The organism is Methylophilus sp. DW102, from assembly GCF_037076555.1.
Classification (GTDB): domain Bacteria; phylum Pseudomonadota; class Gammaproteobacteria; order Burkholderiales; family Methylophilaceae; genus Methylophilus; species Methylophilus glucosoxydans.
The window spans coordinates 2,255,407-2,273,802 of sequence record NZ_AP029023.1; the positions used below are offsets into that span (position 1 = coordinate 2,255,407).

Genomic DNA, 18,396 nt, shown 5'->3' on the forward strand with positions numbered 1-18,396 from the left:
TGTGGGAAAGGGTTATAAGGTGTTGATTAGAACTGCATCTGCAGGGCGACTCGGACGAAATCTTTATTAGAAGCCGTCGCGGTATCTTCTTTGCCGTAGGTGGCTGTCAAAGTCGCGTTGTAAGGTGCAATCACGTAATTGGTGCCCACTTCAAAGCGTTTGCTTGCGCCACCGCCGGTGGTATTGGTAAAAGCTGTCGTTGTCGAGTTGTAGCTTGTCACACCATCGGCGTTAAATTTCTGGTAACGAATGATAGGCATGAATTTGCCCCAGCCTACTTGTTCCTGGAACAGGTAGCCTAAGCCAGCGGAGTATGCATGACCTTGCTCACCTTTAAACACACCATCGGTGCCGTAGTAGTAGTAAGCAGCTTCAGCAGAAAAGGTACCAGGACCCACATCTTTTTTCTCTAACAGGAAGTCCACGCTGTAAGCTTTGTAATCACCCACCACATTGGTAGGGCTGACAACACCATCTTTTTTGTAACGTCCAGCAACCCCGATGGCAAGAATGTCTTTAGCACCAAAGTAGTTGCCTGTACCGTAGTAGCCTGGTTCTGCATCCCAGAAATCGTATTGCACACGACCGGCATACATCAGGTTATCTTTATGTGTTGAAGATTGTGACTGCGCGCCAACCCCACTAAAACGGAAAATCTGGTTACCTTCAAAGGCACCGAATGAAACATTAAGATGATCCTCAAGAAAGCTGGTAACCATAGCCACACCGTCATCACGACCAATCACACCACCGTTCCAGCCATAACGTGAAGCAATGTTGGCCCAGTAGCCACCACCCATGGAGTAGTAAGGACCTGCCATGTTGGCACGGTCACTCGGAGACAGGAAACGACCTGCCCAGATGGCCACTTCAGGGGTTAACTGAAATTGCACGTTGGCATCAATCACTTCAACATTAGAGCCTGCAGAGCCGCCACCTGATTTTTCAGTGTTCAGCATGCCTTTGATATACTTGTTAAAAGAACCGGAGATATAAATACGAGCACTATCCAGAGCGAAGTCGTTTGAACGATCGCTGCCTTGATTCACAGCGTCCTCTTTTGAGTTATAGCTGCTGATAAAGCCAAACCCAAGGCCAATATATTTATCTTCGCCAAAGTTGATTGTTGCACCCGCATTTGCCAGTTGTGCACCCAGGCCACAAGCCATTGCTACCGCAGTATGCAAGGCACATTTTTTCAAGTTCATCATCTAAGTTCCCTTTCTCGTTAAATTCAAATCACAGTTGATCAAAACTTGCGCTCAGCTTAACGAGAGGGGGTTGTAGGACAAATACGTCAATTTGCGTAGTGGCGAGGGCGTGAAAAGCCCGCTAGACTGCGCATAACAAATCACGAACAGGACTCGCAATGCGTCTTTTAACTTACCTATTAACAACCGCCTTATTGGCAGGGTGTGGCCAGATTTCTTACAAGCAAGGCGGCAACCAGCAGGACATCGAACGGGCGCACCAAGCCTGCCGTGGCAGCGGCGATCAGCTCTCGGCATGCCTGGCCGAGCATGGTTGGAAAAAACCCAAGCTAGATGCGTTTGATCCTTTATTTGCAACCATAGAGGCTTCGGATAACCGCGGTGGCATGCAAAGCAAGCCCAGTCCTTTTATAGACTTATCCAAAGAGAATGCCGCGAAAGCGCAAGCTGCAGCTGTTGCAAAAAAACCACAAGCGAGCCCGGCAGCAACCAGTGCCGCCTCTGCCCCAGCCAGCTCGACAGCCTTAACGCCAGCGGACGACGCACCTGAATCAGCCCCTGCTGCGCCACACAGCACAGTGAATGACGGTCCCGATGTAGCGTATTCGATCAATTCATGGTGGAAAATGGGGGCTTTCCCCAACCAGCTATCTCGTGACCAAGCCAGCTGCGAGAAAAAGCTGGGGGAAAACTACCTGCCTGATTACAAGACACAGACTTTTAAACGTGCGTTTGTCTCCTGTATGCATGACTTGGGCTGGATGGCCGTACGCAATGTGAAGTAAAAAATTGCTTGCCAGTCGCCGTCCATCAATCGGATGGCGCCATTGGCAGGCACGCGAGGCTGTCAATGGAGACCTCTTTACACACGCGCCAAGACAGAAGCATCGCAAGCCAGAAATTAACAAGCTATTGATTTAACCATCTCATCTGCCCAGGTGCCCTGACCTGAGCCTGTTGATCCGCCCCATGCCATTAGTTCTCTCAAAAATCATTCATCATAAAACCCAGGCAATGACTGTCAGCACCCTCTGACAACGCTATCAGAATAATCAGACTGCTCTGCGGGGCATAGCCTTTCTAAAATCCGCCTATGCAAATCAATCTGCATTTTTCTGAAACAGACAGAAAGAAGGTAACCATGCTCAGAATACTCATGGCAGGTGCATTATGTTGGACAATTGCCTTGGCCACGACCGCAGAAGCCGGTGTCGCGGTCAGCGTGGGGCAACCCGGCTTTTACGGCCAGATAGTGCTTGGTGATGCTTATCCAGTGCCGCAAGTGGTCTACCCGCAACCCGTGATTATCCAGCCACCACCGGTGGCGGTGGTGCAGCCCCCCATGTATCTGCATGTACCACCCGGCCATATGAAGCGCTGGGCACGCTATTGCGGCGGCTATGGCGCTTGTGGTCGTCAGGTCTATTTTGTACAGGATGGCTGGTATCAGAATGTTTATGTGCCACATTACCGGGCACATCCTGGCCCACCAGGGCCTGGTCCCGGTTGGGATCACTGGCATGATGGCCCACCAGGGCCAGGAGGCAGACCTGGCGGCCCGGGACGTGGCCATGGTCACGGCAGGGATTAATCTGAAACCATTCAATACCGTGAGCCTGATGACAGACCGGATACTGTAAGCACAGTGTCAGCCAAACCGATTATGATGCTTTATCCTTTATCAGGCTCAGCACATCGCTGTGCCGCGATGAAGGATAAAGCACGCATGCGTAATAAGCGGCGATGCCCCACCCAACATCACAACGGATTGCAGTGACTGGCTTCAAGCGGTAACTATTAAGGTTCAGCTTCATGCAACCGGTTCTGCGCCTTGTGTTGCATAGGATCCAATAAGTTGCACAACATATTTACCCCACTGCCCCATGCCCTTGCTAACGTCAGTATTGCCTGTCCGCCATATGAATATCCCCCCATTATCCCGATCTACCTGCCAATGCCTTCCGGCAGTGATTGATCCTCTAAAATTGAGGTTGAATTCCGGGTTTTATTCTGATTTTCGAGCCGGATTTACTTTATAAAATGCGATAGCCAGTTGGAACTTTGCCAGAGACTAGCACTCTCATACATTGAGTGCTAAAATTGTTTTAAATCTCTTTTGATACCAAGGAGTTTGTTATCAACGCTTTTACATTACCTGTCGTTGCATCGGCAGACAGCCTGGATAAATACCTGCAGACCATCAAGCAGTTTCCGGTGCTGACCGCTGAAGAAGAATACGGTTATGCGACCCGCCTGAAACAAAGCGGGGACCTTGAGGCTGCGCGTGCGCTGATTGTGTCGCACTTGCGTCTGGTCGCCAGCATTGCCCGTGGTTACAGCGGTTATGGCCTGCCACAATCAGACCTGATCCAAGAGGGTAATATTGGCTTGATGAAAGCAGTTAAACGCTTTGATCCCGATCGCGGTGTGCGTCTGGTTTCTTTTGCCATGCACTGGATCAAGGCTGAAATTCATGAGTATATTGTGCGGAACTGGCGTTTGGTCAAGACCGCCACCACCAAAGCGCAACGCAAGCTGTTCTTTAACTTGCGCAGCATGAAAAATGGGTTTGAGACCTTAAGCCAGGAAGATGTTCAACGCATTGCGACTGAACTCAATGTGAAACCAGAGGACGTGACCGAGATGGAGTACCGCCTCAATGGTCAGGAAATCTCTCTGGATGCGCAAGTGGACGAGGATGGCGAAGAAGTGTACAGCCCAATCGCGTTTCTGGAAGATGAAGGTCCTGAACCTTCTACCTTGCTGGAAAACCTGCAGACTGAGCACATGCAGACAGAAGGCCTGAGCATGGCTTTGCAGCAGCTGGATGAGCGTAGTCGTCGTGTACTGCAAGCCCGCTGGCTGACTGAGGGCAATACAGCCACCTTGCATGACTTGGCCGCAGAATTTAGTGTTTCGGCTGAACGTATCCGCCAGATTGAGCAAAAGGCGATGCAAAAGATCAAAACCTATATGTTGGAAAGCAAATAAAAAACGGGTGCCAGTCACCCGTTTTTTTATGTTCGTGCTTCAGAGGTCATACCTCTTCCCCCGAAAATCTTGTCCTCAATCACCGCTTAGGCAGCTTTCACGACGACCTCTTCATGCATCAACGCCGTCATGGCTTTGGCATGCAAATGATCCAGATCTGCCAACTGCTGGCGAATAGAGAGTTCCACCTGCTCCAGGTCCGCAATACGCTCTTCCAGGGTATCGGTGGCCTGATAAATACGTTTGATACTTTCGACCCGGCGCTTGAGTTGCACATGATGCTCACGCATCTGGCTTTCCATAGGCGCCATCACGGCTTTAAGCCAGCTTTCCGTATCGCGGTTGGCGGCTTCATACTCGATAATGACATGGCTGGCCAGGGTCTCAAAGAATTTACTGGTCAGCGTCAGCTTTTCATGCGCAATCATGTTAAAGGTGGTATTGAACTGATCGCGGTAAATCGCTTCGAGTTTATTCAGGGCCTTGAGGTAACGTGAAGTGGAAAATGGGGGGGGCGACTTTTGCAACAGTCCATGTTCTTTGGAGAATTTTTCATACATGGCTTCCATCATTTTCTTGATCTCAAGCACATGCACGTCTGCATCCATCATCCGGCGCTTGAGGTCACTGAAAAAGTCATCCATGGCCTGACGCATGGTTTTAGTAAACGCCGCTTTCATCATGGTCTCACGCGTTTCACGCACCTTGTTCTTGAGTGCTGGCATGCCGAGATGGTGAAATAACTGGTTGGATTGCACGGAAAACACACTACGCAAAGCCTGGTAGCGTTGCAAGCCGACTTCAAAATTGACCTTATCCTGTTTGACCTTGCGCATCATCTGCGCAATAACGTCTTCATTTTTACCTTGCAGGCAACGCAACTCGTCCGACTGGTCTAGCACGCTTTGCAGTCGGGTTTCCAGGGTCACCCGCGTTTGCTGCATCATGTCGTCAATCTCACCCTGCAGGCTCTCGCGCACAATTTCCTGTTTGGCCGGGATCAACTCATCCGAGAGATTTTTCTCCAGCTGCAACAAGCGGCTCTTTTGCAGCAAGGCCACATCACCTTTGACCTTGGCCAGCAAGCCTTTTTGGGCAGAGGTTGGCAAGATCTGGTCGCGCGACAAGCCCAATAACTCAGCAGTATGTTGCAATTGACGATAAAGCTCTGCCTCCACCTCATCATCTGTCTTGAGCGGATCCCACAAGCCATCAATCTTGTTGAGCACCGCCATGCGGCCTTTTTGCTTCCAGCGTGCGCCACTGATATAACGGCGCCAGACTTCCATCTCGGATTTGGTAACCCCGGTATCCGCGCCGAGAATAAACAGCACGGCATGCGCATTCGGCAGCATGCTCATGGTTAACTCAGGCTCGGCACCGATGGCATTGAGGCCGGGCGTATCAAGGATTACCAAGCCCTGCTTGAGCAAGGGATGCGGGAAATTAATCATGGCATAGCGCCAGCATGGAATCTCCATCAGGCCATCTGCGCCGATCAACATGGCATCGTCAGAATTGTCAGGATGATACAAGCCTAGCGACTGCGCCTCTTGCACTGTCACGCGACGGGTACGACTAACCTCCTTGAAGGCTTCAACCATGCTGTCGCGCGAATGAGCATCGAACTCCACCACAGACCAGGCTTGCGGCATGCGGCGATATTCAGTAATGGAAATCTGGTGGGTATTGGTTTCAATCGGTAGCAGTGACAGGCTAACGGGCTTGCCAGTGTCATAACGCAGTTCGGTGGGACACATGGTGGTACGGCCTGCACCGGATGGCAACAACCGGTGACCATACCCTGAAAAGAAAATGGCATTGATGAGCTCTGACTTGCCGCGCGAGAACTCTGCAACAAAAGCGACATTGAGCTTGTCTTCACGCAAGCGGTTGAGTTGCTGCTGTATGCGCTCATCTAACTGCACATCACTGAGCTGCTTGTCCGCAATCCAGCGTCGATACTCTCCCAGTACATCAGCAATCGATTGACGCCAGCGTGTGTACAAATCAAATTGTTGTGCCAGTCGGTTATTTTCCATAGGACCTGCTGCAATTTTATTAAGGTGACCTACTTGTTGTTATTTTTCTATAATCTAACATGAATTGTTAAAAGATCAAATAAATCATGCAAGTACAGCTATTAATTCACAAATAAAATGAATTATCAACCCTAACATGAAACATTTGCTTGCCATGCGGTAGATGCGTGCATCTGCTATCATGCGCAATATTCAAGTTAACGGCCCCAAACACGGTTTTCTTCAATCATATGAGCGGTCTACATCCTGATTGCCCCATCCCTACCCTGATCCAACTGCATCAGGGCTCGCGCTTGCTGGAAATTCATTTCGATAACCAGACGGAATGCATGCTGTCATGCGAATTTTTACGTGTCTACTCGCCCTCTGCCGAGGTCCGCGGGCATGGCGCAGGCCAGGAAGTGCTGCAACTGGACAAGCAGGATGTGAACATCAGCGCCATTGAACCGGTTGGCCGCTATGCAATCAAACTGATATTTGATGATGGTCATGATACCGGGCTGTATTCATGGGATTATCTGTATTATCTGGCACAACATTATGAAAGCCTGTGGCAAGACTACATCGCCAAACTCACCATGGCAGGCCATACGCGCAAGGAACCCAAGCATGCAATCCAACACTGAGCAGCAAAAAACCACCCACTTTGGCTTTGAAACCGTCGATGAACGGGAAAAACAGAAAAAAGTGGGCGAAGTCTTTCATTCGGTGGCGCAAAAATACGACATCATGAATGACGTCATGTCTGCGGGCATGCATCGGCTGTGGAAACGCTTTGCCGTGGATGTCAGCGGCGTTGGGCAGGGTGACAAAGTACTCGATATTGCCGGCGGCAGCGGCGACCTGTCGCGCCTGTTTGCCAAAAAAGTGGCGACCCAGTCTCCCAGCAATCCCGGCACGGTCATTTTGACCGACATTAACGCCTCCATGCTGGGCGTGGGCCGAGACCGCATGATTGATGCCGGCCTGACCATTCCGGCCACCCAATGTAATGCCGAAGGACTGCCGTTTGCTGATGAAACCTTTGACTGTGTCATTGTGGCGTTTGGCCTGCGCAACATGACACATAAAGACGTTGCGCTCAAAGAAATGCAACGTGTGCTCAAGCGTGGCGGACGCCTGCTGGTACTTGAGTTTTCCAAGGTTTGGCAACCACTGGAGAAACTTTATGACACCTACTCTTTCAAACTGCTGCCTAAGTTTGGTAAATGGATCGCCAACGATGAGCCCAGCTATCGCTATCTGGCAGAAAGCATCCGCATGCACCCTGACCAGGAAACCTTGAAACAGATGATGCATGCAGCAGGCTTTGAAAAAGTCGATTACTACAACCTGACTGCAGGCGTGGTCGCGCTGCACAAAGGCATCAAACTCTAACCCCATGTTCAAGCCCTTGATTCAATTCGTGCTGCAGCACTTGATGCAGCAAAACCGCTGGACCGCTCCCAGGTTACAGCCGTATGCGCACAGTCATCTTTGTCTAGACTTTAAAGTGGCCCGTGTCATGCTGACAGTGTTAAGCAATGGTGAGCTGGCAGTTGCAGGCGATACCGCCATGGCAGATGCCACCATTCACTTGCCGCCCAGCCTGGCCATGCGGCTACTGAGGCAAGATCCGCAGGCGCATAGCCTGATTAAAATTGATGGCGACAGTGCGCTAGGCATGGAAGTCGGCAAGATTCTGGCGGCCATCCGCTGGGATGTCGAAGAAGACTTGAGTAAAGTGGTCGGCGATGTGGCGGCTTTTGAAGTCGTCCAACTCGGTCAGCAAACCATGCAGCGCTTGCAAGGCCAGGCCAAAAACCTGGGAGAAATGCTGGTGGAATACTGGCAAGAAGAGCAGCCGTTGCTGGCAAAAAAAACCCGCATCACGCAATTTAACCAGGCCGTCGACCAGCTCAGGGAAGACACAGACCGCTTGCAGCAACGCGTAGAAAAACTGTTAGCTGCCAACGCCCCCGCAGAAAGTCAGCCCTGATGCACTGGATACGCTTTTTTCACATTATCGGCATGCTGATCTGGTATCGGCTGGATATTTTCTTTGTCCGTCACAATCAACCAGGTCTGGGTTCGCGACTGCTCAACGGGTTGTTATTCTGGCGCCATGCGCCGGAGAAACGGGCCGTCCGCTTGCGGCTGGCCCTTGAAAAACTCGGCCCAATTTTCGTCAAATTTGGCCAGATGCTGTCTACACGCCGCGACTTGCTGCCACCGGATGTGGCCGATGAACTGACCAAACTGCAGGATCAGGTGCCGCCATTTGCCTACGCTGAAGTGGAGCGTATTATTGAGCAGGCCTTTGACGCCCCGCTGACGACGGTCTATGCCGAGTTTAACGCGGTTCCGGTCGCAAGCGCTTCGGTGGCCCAGGTGCATTTTGCCAAACTGCATAGTGGCGAACAGGTAGCTGTTAAAGTGTTGCGTCCCAATATTGCCGCCATTATTCATAGAGATATCGCCTTACTCCGCACGCTGGCCTGGTGGGTCAAAAAACTCTCCCGTGAGGGGCGCCGTCTCAAGCCGGATGAAATGGTGGATGAATTTGCCCGTCACACCGAGCACGAACTGGACCTGACCCTGGAAGCTGCACAGTGCGCACAGCTTGGCCGCAATTTCAGTGACCGCCGCCTGCTGGTGCCTACGGTTTACTGGGACTACTCACGCAAGCAAGTGATGACCATGCAGCGTATGTTTGGCACGCCTGTCCGTGAAACCGCCACGTTGCAAGCCTATGGTATCAACCTGACCCAATTGGCTCACGAAGGTGTAGAGGTGTTTTTTACGCAGGTATTCCGTGATGGTTTTTTTCATGCCGACATGCATCCGGGCAATATCCAGGTGGTGACCGAGGGGCCGGATAAAGGTAAATTCATTGCACTGGATTTTGGCATCATGGGTAGCCTCACGCCTACCGACCAGTATTATCTGGCGCGGAACTTCCTCGCTTTTTTCAACCGTGACTACCGGGATGTGGCAGTGGCGCATATTGAGTCTGGCTGGGTGCCGGCAGATACCAATGTAGAAGCCCTCGAAACAGCCGTGCGCGCCATTTGCGAGCCGATCTTTGAAAAGCCGCTCAAGGAAATTTCATTTGGCCGCACCCTGCTCAGCCTGTTTCAGATGTCACGCCGCTTTGGCGTGAATATTCAGCCGCAACTGATTATGTTGCAAAAAACCCTGCTCAATATTGAAGGCCTGGGCCGTGAACTGGACCCGAATATCGACTTGTGGCAAAGCGCCAAACCATTTCTCAAGCGCTGGATGAGCGAGCAGATCGGCTGGCGCAGCCTGCTTAAATCTGCAAAACGTGAGCTCCCCTATGTACTTGCCCATGCTGCAGAAATGCCACGCCTGCTGGAGCAATATCTGCGCAATCAAAGCGAGCTGGCCAAACAGCAAACCCATATTGATACCTTGCTAAACAGCCAGCACAAGCAGGCCACCTGGCAAAAATGGGCGACGATGGCCATTCTCGTGCTGGTATTGCTACAATTTGCCAGCTTGTTTTTACTGTTCACTCACTAAAGGAGTACTTGATGGCATCCCCCAAGAAGCTACTTGTTGCAGTATTGATGATGTTACCCATGGCCTTGCAGGCAGCCGACTTGAGCGGTCTATGGCAAACGACGGACGATAAAACCGGCAAACCCCGCTCACTGGTACGCATTGCCGAATCCGGCGGGGAATACCATGCCGTTGTCGAAAAAGGCTTGCTAGCCACAGACACCGGCGATGCGGTGTGTGACAAATGTACTGACGAGCGTAAAGGGCAAAAAATCATAGGCATGACCATCGCCAAACACCTCAAAGCCGGTAGCAAACCCTATGTGTATGAAAATGGCGAGATTCTGGACCCGGAAAACGGCAAAACCTACCAATGTAAAATGACACTGAGCCCCAACGGCAACGAACTGGAGGTGCGTGGCTTTATCGGGATTTCACTGATTGGCCGTTCGCAAACCTGGAAACGGGTGGAATAGTGGCAATCAAACGTGCAGATTTGTAAAAAAGGCCTGATTTTCGGGCCTTTTTTACTACAGCCAGATTGAGAACCCCTGTGTAGGCCAGGTTTTGTTTTAAAATCGGCGTTTTGCAACTGAATCAAGGGAAACGGACTGTGCTGATCTGGTTTGTGGTGGCGTACTTACTTGTCTCTATCGGGATAGGCCTGTTCGCTGCCAGAAATGTACATAGCACCAAGGATTATGCAGTCGCTGGCCGCCACCTGCCCTTGCCGGTGGTGACCGCCACCGTATTTGCCACCTGGTTTGGCGCAGAAGCGGTCTTTGGCGTGTCCGCCACCTTTGTGCGTGAGGGCTTGACCGGGGTGGCCGCAGACCCGTTTGGCTCCAGCATGTGCCTGATTCTGGCCGGGATTTTTTTCTCCAGCCGCCTGTATAAACTCAACATTCTGACCTTGGGTGACTTTTACCGCATGCGCTACAACCGTAGCGTAGAGGTGCTGACCACCCTGGCCATCGTCGTCTCCTACATGGGCTGGGTAGCGGCACAGATCAAAGCCCTGGGCCTGATCTTTAACCTGATCAGTCATGGCGCCATTTCAGAGCAGGCAGGCATGATGCTGGGGACGGCCATTGTCCTCACCTACACCACACTCGGCGGGATGTTGTCTGTGGCTATCCTCGATTTTGTACAGATGATCGTGGTCATTGGCGGCCTGCTGTTTATCGCTTATCTGGTTTCCGGCCAGACCGGCGGCATTGCGCCAGTCATTGCCCATGCGCGTGACGCGGGCAAGCTGCATTTTTTCCCGCAAAGCACAGACTGGAGCGTATGGCTGACCTTTATGGGGGGCTGGCTGACCATGATGCTGGGCTCTATCCCGCAACAAGATGTGTTTCAACGCATCACCTCGGCAAAAACCGGAAAAATCGCCTTGTGGGGCTCGCTACTGGGTGCCAGCATTTATTTCTGCTTCACCTTTGTGCCCATGTTTATTGCCTATGCCGCAACACTGATAGACCCGGCGACTTTTGGCACCTTGGTCGCCACTGACTCGCAACGCGTGCTGCCGACACTGGTGTTAACGCATACCCCCCTGCTGGCGCAGGCCATCTTCTTTGGGGCAGTGCTGTCTGCCATCATGAGCTGCTCTTCTGCCACCTTGCTCGCCCCCTCAGTCAGCTTTGCCGAAAACGTGGTCAAGGGCTTTATGCCACAGATGAGCGATCATCACTTCTTGCGCGTGATGCGCTTGTGCCTGGTCGGCTTTGCGGCCATGGTGCTGTTTTATGCCCTTAACTCTGAGCTATCTATTTTTGGCATGGTAGAAAGCGCCTACAAGGTGACGCTGGCCGGGGCCTTTGTGCCGCTGCTGTTTGGTGCGTTTTGGAAGCGTGCCACCAGCCAGGGGGCGCTGGCTGCCATTTTACTAGGCATTACCAGCTGGATCCTGACAGAGGTGATGGTCAAGGACAGCCTGATTCCGGCACAATTGATCGGTCTCATGGTCAGTACCGTCGCCATGGTCATCGGCTCCCTGTTGCCACAAAAACTGGGCGGCACGCCTGCCCCTGCCGCTGGCTACTTACATGAACATGCTGCCAGATCCCATCCGCACTAGCCTCGCCAGGCACCATGGTGAATCATTCATGCCAATTGTATGAATACGGCATTAAAAAGCGGACTATTCAGCCGAACAGTAGAACGGGGATTTTGTGATAATCCACAGTTAACTCAGCCTTTGGCTGTTCAAGCATCTTCAGGTCATTGGTCGTTATGGTCGTAAACAAGCGTTTCTATACCGTTATTCTCAGCGCGATCGTGCTGGCGGGGTTTGTGGCGACCAGCCTGATCGGCTATTTCGTGGCCAAGGACTCGCTGACTGAACGCTTGGAGCAGGAAATGCTGCCGCTGACCAGCGACAATATCTACTCTGAAATCCAGCGCGACCTGCTGCAACCCTTGCTGATCTCTTCGCTGATGGCGAATGACGTATTTGTGTTTGACTGGGTTAATGATGGCGAGCAGGATGCCAGCAAAATGACCAGTTACCTGGCACAAATCCAGAAAAAATATAACACCATCACGGCATTCTTTGTCTCTGACAGTTCGCTGAACTACTACCACCCCACCGGCGTGATCAAGCGGGTTTCAAGAAGTAATCCGGACGACAGCTGGTATTTCACAGCCAAAGATTCACCGCATCCTTATGTCATCAATATTGACCGCGATACCGCTGACCACAAACGCCTCAGCATTTTCGTCAATTACCGTATCGAAGATAAATCCGGCAAATTTATTGGCGTGATCGGTGTCGGCTTGTCGTTGCAGACGGTGGTCGAACTGATAGAAAACTACCAGAAACGCTATGGGCGCGAAATTTATTTCGTCAATCGCCAGGGCGAGGTAATGCTGCAAAGCAGCCATTACCACTCCGAGTTACACTTGCAAAACAAGTCTGGCCTGGACAAAGCGTTTTTGAAAGTGCTGACCTCGCCCAGCGCATCATTCTCATTCAAAGCCAACAATGGCAGCATGCTTTATCTGAATAGCCGTCTGGTGCCGGAGTTTGACTGGTATCTGATTGTGGAGCAAGTGAACGACCCAAGTTCCGAGCGTATTGAAACCGCGTTTATGATTAACCTGGCCGTGGCACTGGTGATTAGTGCCATTGTGTTGTTCCTCGCCCATGTCGCAGTACGCGGTTACCACGACAAACTGGAGACCATGGCCACGCAGGATAAACTGACCGGGGTCACCAGTCGCCAGGTATTTGAGTTTTACTTCAAGCAGGCCGTGGCCCGCCGCAAGCGCCGCGATGAAGCCTTGTCGCTGGTTCTGATTGATATTGACCTGTTCAAGCAGGTGAATGACACCTATGGCCACGAAGCAGGTGACCGTGTGCTGTCTCGCGTGGCACAACTGATCAAATCGCATGTGCGCGAAGAGGATGTGGTGTGCCGTTGGGGCGGCGAGGAATTTTTACTGTTGCTGTCGGGATGCAATATGCAGCATGCGCGCGACATCACCGAGTTGATCCGTTCCGCGGTGGCCGGATTGCAGTTTCACTTTAGCAACCAGGTGGTGCAAATTACGGTGAGTGCCGGCCTGGCCGAGATGCACAATGATGAAACGCTGGGACAAGTAGTTGAACGGGCTGACCATCATTTGTATGCCGCCAAACGCGCCGGGCGCAACTGCATCCGGCCAGGGCCAGATACGGATGAAGCCTAAGGCTGCTTGATCAAGGCTTTATCAAGCCCAGCTCCGCTGGTCTGGGCTGACAATGCGCACAATAGAACGTTGAACGTTGCCCAAGGCGGATATTCTGAATCGGGCGGGCGCATATACGGCAGGGCTCTCCGGTGCGTCCATAGACCGTATAGGTTTGCTGGAAATAGCCTGGATTGCCGTCTGCGCCAAAAAAATCGCGCAAACTACTGCCCCCCGCCGCGAGTGCCGACTGCAACGTCGCCTTGATTTCTTGTACCAGCAAGGCACACTGCGCCTCGGTCAAGGCCTTGGCGGGCGTTTCGGGATGAATTCGTGCACGGAAGAGTGATTCACTCGCATAAATATTGCCGACCCCCACCACCAGATGTCCATCCATGATAGTGGTCTTGATCGGCGCATTGCGCGTGCGTAATTGCTTGTAGAGATATTGGGCGTTAAATCCAGCCTCAAGCGGCTCCGGTCCAAGACGGTTCAGCAGCGCATGTTGCAGCGGATCCTGCCCCAACCACAACACGGCACCAAAGCGGCGCGGATCACGCAAACGGATCACCCGGCCATCGGCAAAACGGATATCAAAGTGATCATGTTTTTCTGCGGGGAAATCGCGCTCTAGCAGGCACAGGCGGCCAGACATGCCCAAGTGTAATAACAACACGCCCGCGGTCGCATCGGTGCCGATCTCGGCCAGAATATATTTTGCCCGGCGCGTCAGCTTGAGCAAGCGCTGCCCTTGCAGGTGCTGCGGCAAGTCGGCAGGAATCGGCCAGCGCAAGCCATGATGCCGTATGGTGACCTGTTCAATCAACGCGCCCTCTACCGGCAACAAGCCGCGGCGCGTGACCTCAACCTCGGGTAATTCAGGCATGCTACTTCTGGAGATTGATGGGCGGGTTCACCATGGTAAAGCCCGTGTCGTTACTAAAGTGATAAATAATGCCTTCATCCGGACGTGCCAGTTGGTACTCAGGGGATTCCTGCAATTTTTCAAAGTGGATTTTCTTGCCATCCCGCAGCAACACCTCAAAAGAAGGATAAGTTTGCTTGCGGTCTGGGGTATAAAACTCGACCGAGACCGCCTGCGCCTGCACCCAGCTAAAATCCATCCACTCATTCAACTCATTTTGCGTAGGTTTGGCCTTGGGGTCATTCACCGCCCATTTGCCGTCAGTCGCCAACTGCACTTTCAAGGCATTTGCTTCCCACTGCTCCAGATGCGCCAGGTCAAAGCCAGCCAACTGTTTGCGCTCAGCGGGTGCCAAAGGCATTTTATCGACCATCTCAATCGGTTGGGTAGACGCGGCCTCGCTATACTGACCAGCCAGCAAATACACCTGTCCGGCATAGCCCACATACTGTTCCTCGGTTACCGGATTATAGGTGCCAAAACTAAAAACTTGGTCGCCTTTGGCGCCGGACAGCGTCAGCTTCAACATGGGCTGATCCAGACCATATTTAGACGCATCCTGTAGTGGCAACCTGGTGGCCGTGGTAGCGGCGATAATCGAAATGATGCGCTGCACCGAGGCCTGGTCGGCACGCGCCGCATAGGGTTTACGCATCATCCAGTAGCCATTCTGCTTTTCAAAGACCGTGGGCGCTTTGGCCGGAAACTCAGCTTTGACGGCATCAAAATCTGCCATCTTGAGCGTGGAGACTTCAAACTTGGCCGCGGGCGCCTGCGCTTGCGGTTGCAAATGCAAAAACACCGCAATGCCCACTACCACCGCCAGTAACAACAGATTCAATAACCATCTTTTTTTCATGACTGACCTACTCCACCCTCAGCTCACCAGGCATTAAGCCTTGCGGCGTCTCCACCACAAGAACAAACCTGCCACAAACAACCCGACCGGAATGAAATACTGGAAGGCATGAAAGACGCTCCAGGCCACCAGCCGTCCCTGATCAGTGGCGGGAATCGTGACGTTGATATCCTTGAGCGGCATCGGCTGAATGGTGATCAAACGGTCATCGCCTGCCAGCCAGTTGATAATATTGATGCCCAAATCGAGATTGCCGCCGTTGGTGATAAAGGTATTGGCCAGGAAGTTGGCATTGCCTATCACCACGACGCGCTGGCCTTTTTTGCCATATTGGCGCTCTAACGCCACGCCCACATTGATCGGACCGGCTTTATCCTTGCCTTGATCAAAGCGCACCTTGAGGTTCTGTGCTCCGGCAGGAATCTTGTCTGACTCCAGCCAGCCATTCGGTGCCACATCAATCAGGCGCCCGACCTTCCAGCCCAGATCATCTGAGGCCTGGCCATCGACTTCATGCGCTTCCGGGAACACGGTGCGCAGCATAAAGTTGCGGGTGATCGGATGATCGCCATACAGGCTGGCAAACGCCATTTTCGGATCGGCACCATACTGCTCGGCAGCGCGGTCAACCACAATCCCCGCAGACACTTTGATGCCCAGATAGTCAGCCACTTCTTGCAAGCCATGCAGATTATCGTCATCCAGCAGCCACAACACGTTACCGCCTGCCTCAATATACGCCTTGATTTTTTTGGCCTCTACCGCAGAAATATCCACTTGCGGTGCCGCAATCACCAGCATGGCGCCATTTGCGGGCACGTCCTGGGCAATAGTCAGATCTGGGTTGGCAAACTTGAAGCCTTTGCTTTCCAGTTGCTTGCCAAACTCGCCCAGATCATGATTCTTGACGCCTTGCAACAGGCGCTCACCATGACCATCCAGATACATGACCGGCTGGTTGTTGGTACGCGACAGGCGCACCAGCAAATTGGTCATTTCCTGCTCGGCAAACGGTGGCGTGATATGTTCACTGCGCTTGTTGTATTCGACGATGGTTTCACCGTCAACTTTTACCCCGGCCTCCTGCGCCATCTTGGGCTCTTCAGACGGGTTGATAAACTTGATGAATACATTTTTCTTTTCGCGCTGGTAGCGTGCAACAAAATCCAGCATGCCTTTACGGAAAGTGTCGCCGTTGTTGGCGTCATCATTGGTGGCAAACACGGTGATGTTGATATCGCCATCCATCTGCTTGAGCACATTGACACTGCCCTGGGTCAGGATGTTGCGGTTGGCCTGGGTAATATCCTTGGCCCAGCGGTATTGGCTGGACAAGTAGCCCAACATCACCACCAGCGCCAGAAACACCAGCACAAACATCCAGTTTTGTGCCAGCAGCTGCCATCTAAACTTACTGTTAATTTTCATAGTGCTTTCAAACTCGACAACAACGCGGGCTTAGCCGCGCAAACGATCTGCATCCAGACGACGGATCGTCAGGGTAATAAAGGTAAGGATAAACAAGCCAAAATAGGCCAGGTCAGCCGTATCAATCAAGCCACCGGCAAATGACTGAAAATGACGCATCAACGAAAACTTGAGCATGGTGCTGGTCGGGTCGCCGGCAAAAAAGCGGTCCAGAATCATGAGCACAAACAAGGCAATAAAACTCAAAATGCCGGCAATGATCGGCTGTGCCGTCAAGCTGGAGAAATACAGGCCCAGCGCGGCAAAGCTGGAGACCAGCAGCAACAGCCCCAGCGAATTTGCAAAAATATAGCCAAAATCAATATCTGACCAGATATTCAAGGTTGTCAGCATCACGCCGATGTAAACCACCAGAATGCTCAGGAACACCACCAGGCCTAAAAACTTGCCCATCACAATTTCGCTGATGGACAACGGCGCGCTGAACAAAAATGGCAGTGTCTGGCTGCGGCGCTCCTCTGAAATCAGGCGCATGGAAAGCAAAGGCACGGCAAATAACATAATGAAGGAGGCCAGGCCGTAGACAGTTTGCCCAACAAACTGTGTGACCCCAATCCGCTCAGCCGGACGGATGGAGCCGGACATGACTTCAAAGTAGTTATTCACGCCATTGAGGTAGTAAGTGCCAAACGAAAACGTCAGCAGGGCCAGAATAATCCACCCCATGGGCGAGGCGAACATACTCTTGAGTTCTTTTCTTGCAATATTCAACATACTTTATGCTCTCTAAATCGACTTAAGCTGCTTTTGCAACGTCTGCCTCATGATAAGTCAATTGTACAAACACATCCTCAAGGCTGGTTTGATCGGGCGCAATGTGGAACAGGCCCCAACCTTGCTGCACAGCCGCCTGCACAATCGCTTCGTGCGGCTGGCTGCCTTCATGAAAACGGATACGCCACATGCCCTCGGCAGGCTCAACTTCAGCCACGCCTGCAATTGCAGCCAATTGTGCTACTGGCGGCGGGTTACGCAGGCCAACCAGCAATTTGTTACCAATACGCTGCTGCTTGAGCACATCAATGCCGCCATTAAACACCAGCTTGCCCTTGTCAATAATTTGCACGTGGTCACAGACCATTTCCACTTCGGGCAAAATATGGGTAGAGACAATGACGCTGTGCGCCTGGCCGATTTCCTTGATCAAGGCGCGGATATCACGAATCTGGATCGGATCCAGGCCCACGGTCGGCTCGTCCAGAATCACTACCATGGGGTTATGAATAATGGCCTGGGCAATCCCTACGCGTTGCTGATAGCCGTTGGACAGGTTTTCGATCAAGCGTTTGCTCATGTGGGTCAACCCACAACGCTCTTTGGCATGTTCCACCGCTTTTTTAATGTGCTTGCCAGAGACGTTGTGCAGTCTGGCCGCAATGGTCAGGTACTCGTCTACCGTAAACTCTTTATATAAAGGGCGCATTTCCGGCAGGTATCCGATCAAGGCTTTTGCCTCTTTGGGCTGCTCTATCATGTCGATGCCGCAGATTTTGACGCTGCCTGCACTCGGCGCGAGGTTGCCCGTCAACATTTTCATCGTGGTGGACTTACCGGCGCCATTTGGCCCCAAAAAGCCCAGCACCTGGCCTTGCTGCAGGCTGAACGTCACATCACTGACGGCAGCACGTCCGCCATACAAACGGGTCAATTCAATTGCTTCAACTGTCAAATTTGCCATGATTTCTTCACATACCTCGCGACTGG

17 protein-coding genes are annotated in these 18,396 nt (G+C 52.2%); 10 read left to right on the forward strand and 7 right to left on the reverse strand.

All coding sequences use genetic code 11. The features are described 5' to 3' along the window. Positions 1-26 precede the first annotated feature (26 nt). Complete coding sequence (locus AACH41_RS10600; RefSeq protein ID WP_194748373.1) at positions 27-1,211, reverse strand: porin; 1,185 nt, start codon at positions 1,209-1,211, stop codon at positions 27-29. Positions 1,212-1,369: 158 nt separating this feature from the next. Between AACH41_RS10600 and AACH41_RS10605 the strand changes: the two genes are divergently transcribed. The 3 genes from AACH41_RS10605 to rpoH all read left to right on the forward strand — a co-directional run bounded on the left by AACH41_RS10605 (position 1,370) and on the right by rpoH (position 4,202). Then, a complete protein-coding gene (locus AACH41_RS10605; RefSeq protein WP_338654965.1) occupies positions 1,370-1,996 on the forward strand; it encodes a hypothetical protein in 627 nt (208 codons plus the stop codon). Between the two features lie 356 nt (positions 1,997-2,352). Next, positions 2,353-2,802, forward strand: a complete 450-nt coding sequence (locus AACH41_RS10610) for a hypothetical protein (protein ID WP_194748375.1) — start codon at positions 2,353-2,355, stop codon at positions 2,800-2,802. A 545-nt stretch (positions 2,803-3,347) separates the two neighbouring features. Next, positions 3,348-4,202 (forward strand): RNA polymerase sigma factor RpoH, encoded by an 855-nt coding sequence (gene rpoH, locus AACH41_RS10615; RefSeq protein ID WP_194748485.1) that lies wholly within the window; start codon positions 3,348-3,350, stop codon positions 4,200-4,202. 86 nt (positions 4,203-4,288) lie between these two features. Here rpoH and AACH41_RS10620 read toward each other — a convergent pair whose 3' ends face one another. Then, positions 4,289-6,244 carry a dynamin family protein gene (locus AACH41_RS10620; RefSeq protein WP_194748376.1) on the reverse strand — a complete coding sequence of 652 codons (1,956 nt, stop codon included), beginning with the start codon at positions 6,242-6,244 and terminating at the stop codon, positions 4,289-4,291. 230 nt (positions 6,245-6,474) lie between these two features. Here AACH41_RS10620 and AACH41_RS10625 point away from each other — a divergent pair, with 230 nt between their 5' ends. From AACH41_RS10625 to AACH41_RS10655, 7 genes are all read left to right on the forward strand, one after another. Next, positions 6,475-6,870: a DUF971 domain-containing protein gene (locus AACH41_RS10625; RefSeq protein WP_194748377.1), complete on the forward strand. Its 396-nt coding sequence runs from the start codon at positions 6,475-6,477 to the stop codon at positions 6,868-6,870. Continuing rightward, positions 6,854-7,621, forward strand: coding sequence for a bifunctional demethylmenaquinone methyltransferase/2-methoxy-6-polyprenyl-1,4-benzoquinol methylase UbiE (gene ubiE / locus AACH41_RS10630; protein WP_194748378.1), 768 nt, complete (start codon positions 6,854-6,856; stop codon positions 7,619-7,621). Before AACH41_RS10625 ends, ubiE begins: the two co-directional genes overlap by 17 nt. 43 nt (positions 7,622-7,664) lie before the next feature. Beyond that, entirely contained in the window at positions 7,665-8,222 is a 558-nt protein-coding gene (locus AACH41_RS10635) for a hypothetical protein (protein WP_338654969.1), read from the forward strand. After that, the gene (gene ubiB, locus AACH41_RS10640; protein ID WP_338654970.1) at positions 8,222-9,769 is read left to right on the forward strand and encodes a ubiquinone biosynthesis regulatory protein kinase UbiB; all 1,548 of its coding nucleotides are present in this window, start codon (positions 8,222-8,224) and stop codon (positions 9,767-9,769) included. The genes AACH41_RS10635 and ubiB overlap by 1 nt, the downstream gene beginning before the upstream one ends. Before the next feature lie 11 nt (positions 9,770-9,780). After that, a complete protein-coding gene (locus tag AACH41_RS10645) occupies positions 9,781-10,224 on the forward strand; it encodes a DUF2147 domain-containing protein (protein WP_338654972.1) in 444 nt (147 codons plus the stop codon). Positions 10,225-10,361: 137 nt separating this feature from the next. Then, positions 10,362-11,828: a sodium:solute symporter family protein gene (locus AACH41_RS10650; protein ID WP_338654973.1), complete on the forward strand. Its 1,467-nt coding sequence runs from the start codon at positions 10,362-10,364 to the stop codon at positions 11,826-11,828. 155 nt (positions 11,829-11,983) lie between these two features. Next, a complete protein-coding gene (locus AACH41_RS10655; RefSeq protein WP_338654975.1) occupies positions 11,984-13,441 on the forward strand; it encodes a diguanylate cyclase in 1,458 nt (485 codons plus the stop codon). A gap of 10 nt (positions 13,442-13,451) precedes the next feature. Here AACH41_RS10655 and mutM read toward each other — a convergent pair whose 3' ends face one another. Genes mutM through AACH41_RS10680 form a run of 5 tightly spaced genes read right to left on the reverse strand, consistent with a single transcriptional unit; the run spans position 13,452 to position 18,370 of the window. Continuing rightward, positions 13,452-14,306, reverse strand: coding sequence for a bifunctional DNA-formamidopyrimidine glycosylase/DNA-(apurinic or apyrimidinic site) lyase (gene mutM, locus AACH41_RS10660; protein ID WP_338654977.1), 855 nt, complete (start codon positions 14,304-14,306; stop codon positions 13,452-13,454). A gap of 1 nt (position 14,307) precedes the next feature. Beyond that, entirely contained in the window at positions 14,308-15,204 is an 897-nt protein-coding gene (locus AACH41_RS10665) for a DUF4340 domain-containing protein (protein WP_338654978.1), read from the reverse strand. Positions 15,205-15,237: 33 nt separating this feature from the next. Continuing rightward, positions 15,238-16,632 (reverse strand): GldG family protein, encoded by a 1,395-nt coding sequence (locus AACH41_RS10670; RefSeq protein WP_194748386.1) that lies wholly within the window; start codon positions 16,630-16,632, stop codon positions 15,238-15,240. A gap of 30 nt (positions 16,633-16,662) precedes the next feature. Further along, the gene (locus AACH41_RS10675) at positions 16,663-17,406 is read right to left on the reverse strand and encodes an ABC transporter permease subunit (protein WP_194748387.1); all 744 of its coding nucleotides are present in this window, start codon (positions 17,404-17,406) and stop codon (positions 16,663-16,665) included. Positions 17,407-17,428: 22 nt separating this feature from the next. Continuing rightward, positions 17,429-18,370 (reverse strand): ATP-binding cassette domain-containing protein, encoded by a 942-nt coding sequence (locus AACH41_RS10680; RefSeq protein ID WP_313986673.1) that lies wholly within the window; start codon positions 18,368-18,370, stop codon positions 17,429-17,431. Positions 18,371-18,396: the final 26 nt, after the last annotated feature.

What these genes read in the sequence shown, in the direction of transcription:
- AACH41_RS10610 (WP_194748375.1), top strand. Translation starts at nt 2,353, where the DNA reads ATGCTCAGAATACTCATGGCAGGTGCATTATGTTGGACAATTGCCTTG.
- mutM (WP_338654977.1), bottom strand. Translation starts at nt 14,306, where the DNA reads ATGCCTGAATTACCCGAGGTTGAGGTCACGCGCCGCGGCTTGTTGCCG.
- AACH41_RS10625 (WP_194748377.1), top strand. Translation starts at nt 6,475, where the DNA reads ATGAGCGGTCTACATCCTGATTGCCCCATCCCTACCCTGATCCAACTG.
- AACH41_RS10605 (WP_338654965.1), top strand. Translation starts at nt 1,370, where the DNA reads ATGCGTCTTTTAACTTACCTATTAACAACCGCCTTATTGGCAGGGTGT.
- AACH41_RS10635 (WP_338654969.1), top strand. Translation starts at nt 7,665, where the DNA reads ATGCAGCAAAACCGCTGGACCGCTCCCAGGTTACAGCCGTATGCGCAC.
- AACH41_RS10620 (WP_194748376.1), bottom strand. Translation starts at nt 6,244, where the DNA reads ATGGAAAATAACCGACTGGCACAACAATTTGATTTGTACACACGCTGG.
- AACH41_RS10680 (WP_313986673.1), bottom strand. Translation starts at nt 18,370, where the DNA reads ATGGCAAATTTGACAGTTGAAGCAATTGAATTGACCCGTTTGTATGGC.
- ubiB (WP_338654970.1), top strand. Translation starts at nt 8,222, where the DNA reads ATGCACTGGATACGCTTTTTTCACATTATCGGCATGCTGATCTGGTAT.
- AACH41_RS10670 (WP_194748386.1), bottom strand. Translation starts at nt 16,632, where the DNA reads ATGAAAATTAACAGTAAGTTTAGATGGCAGCTGCTGGCACAAAACTGG.
- ubiE (WP_194748378.1), top strand. Translation starts at nt 6,854, where the DNA reads ATGCAATCCAACACTGAGCAGCAAAAAACCACCCACTTTGGCTTTGAA.
- AACH41_RS10675 (WP_194748387.1), bottom strand. Translation starts at nt 17,406, where the DNA reads ATGTTGAATATTGCAAGAAAAGAACTCAAGAGTATGTTCGCCTCGCCC.
- AACH41_RS10655 (WP_338654975.1), top strand. Translation starts at nt 11,984, where the DNA reads ATGGTCGTAAACAAGCGTTTCTATACCGTTATTCTCAGCGCGATCGTG.
- AACH41_RS10665 (WP_338654978.1), bottom strand. Translation starts at nt 15,204, where the DNA reads ATGAAAAAAAGATGGTTATTGAATCTGTTGTTACTGGCGGTGGTAGTG.
- AACH41_RS10600 (WP_194748373.1), bottom strand. Translation starts at nt 1,211, where the DNA reads ATGATGAACTTGAAAAAATGTGCCTTGCATACTGCGGTAGCAATGGCT.
- AACH41_RS10645 (WP_338654972.1), top strand. Translation starts at nt 9,781, where the DNA reads ATGGCATCCCCCAAGAAGCTACTTGTTGCAGTATTGATGATGTTACCC.